The sequence below is a fragment of the Actinokineospora lacus genome, from assembly GCF_053813445.1.
On record NZ_JBQERA010000036.1, the window covers coordinates 1 to 1,591 of the forward strand.

General features: G+C 58.1%; 1 rRNA gene. It reads left to right on the top strand.

Going from position 1 to position 1,591, the window contains the following annotated elements:
- Window positions 1–1,533, top strand: a 23S ribosomal RNA gene (locus ACTG9Q_RS32925); the annotation flags it as partial.
- Window positions 1,534–1,591 lie beyond the last annotated feature (58 nt).

Sequence of the window (1,591 nt, forward strand, 5' to 3'; positions counted from 1 at the left end):
TTTCCTTCGGGAGATGGGAGTGGAGCGCGGGATCTGATCCGGTAGTAGTCAAGCGATGGGGTGACGCAGGAGGGTAGCTCCGCCAGCTGTTGGTGACTGGTGCAAGCGTGTGGCCCGCAGCATAGGCAAATCCGTGCTGCACATAGGGTGAGGCGTGATGCGTAGCCGATTGAGGCGAAGTAGAGTGATCCCATGCTGCCGAGAAAAGCCTCTAGTGAGTGTCCGTGCGGCCCGTACCCCAAACCGACACAGGTGGTCAGGTAGAGAATACCGAGGCGAGCGGGTGAACTGTGGTCAAGGAACTCGGCAAAATGCCCCCGTAACTTCGGGAGAAGGGGGGCCGGAGCGCTTGAAGCCCGTTGCGGGCTAGGGCGAGCCGGCCGCAGAGACCAGCGAGAAGCGACTGTTTACTAAAAACACAGGTCCGTGCGAAGTCGTAAGACGATGTATACGGACTGACTCCTGCCCGGTGCTGGAACGTTAAGAGGACCGGTTAGCCTTTAGGGGCGAAGCTGAGAATTTAAGCGCCAGTAAACGGCGGTGGTAACTATAACCATCCTAAGGTAGCGAAATTCCTTGTCGGGTAAGTTCCGACCTGCACGAATGGAGTAACGACTTCTCGGCTGTCTCGACCACAGGCCCGGTGAAATTGCACTACGAGTAAAGATGCTCGTTACGCGCGGCAGGACGGAAAGACCCCGGGACCTTTACTATAGCTTGGTATTGGTGCTTGGTTCGGTTTGTGTAGGATAGGTGGGAGACTGTGAAGCGCTCACGCCAGTGGGTGTGGAGTCGTCGTTGAAATACCACTCTGATCGTACTGAGCATCTGAACCTCGGACCGTGATCCGGTTCAGGGACAGTGCCTGGTGGGTAGTTTAACTGGGGCGGTTGCCTCCCAAAGGGTAACGGAGGCGCCCAAAGGTTCCCTCAGCCTGGTTGGCAATCAGGTGTTGAGTGCAAGTGCACAAGGGGGCTTGACTGTGAGACTGACAGGTCGAGCAGGGACGAAAGTCGGGACTAGTGATCCGGCGCTGGCTGGTGGAAGCGGCGTCGCTCAACGGATAAAAGGTACCCCGGGGATAACAGGCTGATCTTGCCCAAGAGTCCATATCGACGGCATGGTTTGGCACCTCGATGTCGGCTCGTCGCATCCTGGGGCTGGAGTAGGTCCCAAGGGTTGGGCTGTTCGCCCATTAAAGCGGTACGCGAGCTGGGTTTAGAACGTCGTGAGACAGTTCGGTCCCTATCCGCCGCGCGCGTTGGAGACTTGAGGAAGGCTGTCCCTAGTACGAGAGGACCGGGACGGACGAACCTCTGGTGTGCCAGTTGTCCTGCCAGGGGCATGGCTGGTTGGCTACGTTCGGAAGGGATAACCGCTGAAGGCATCTAAGCGGGAAGCCTGTTCCAAGATGAGGTCTCCCGCCCCTTTGAGGGTTAAGGTCCCCAGTAGACGACTGGGTTGATAGGCCGGAGATGGAAGCACCGTGAGGTGTGGAGTTGACCGGTACTAATAGGCCGAGGGCTTGCCACAAACATGCTACGCATCCACTGTGCGGTGTCTGAGACACCAACCACCCCCCACCCCCACC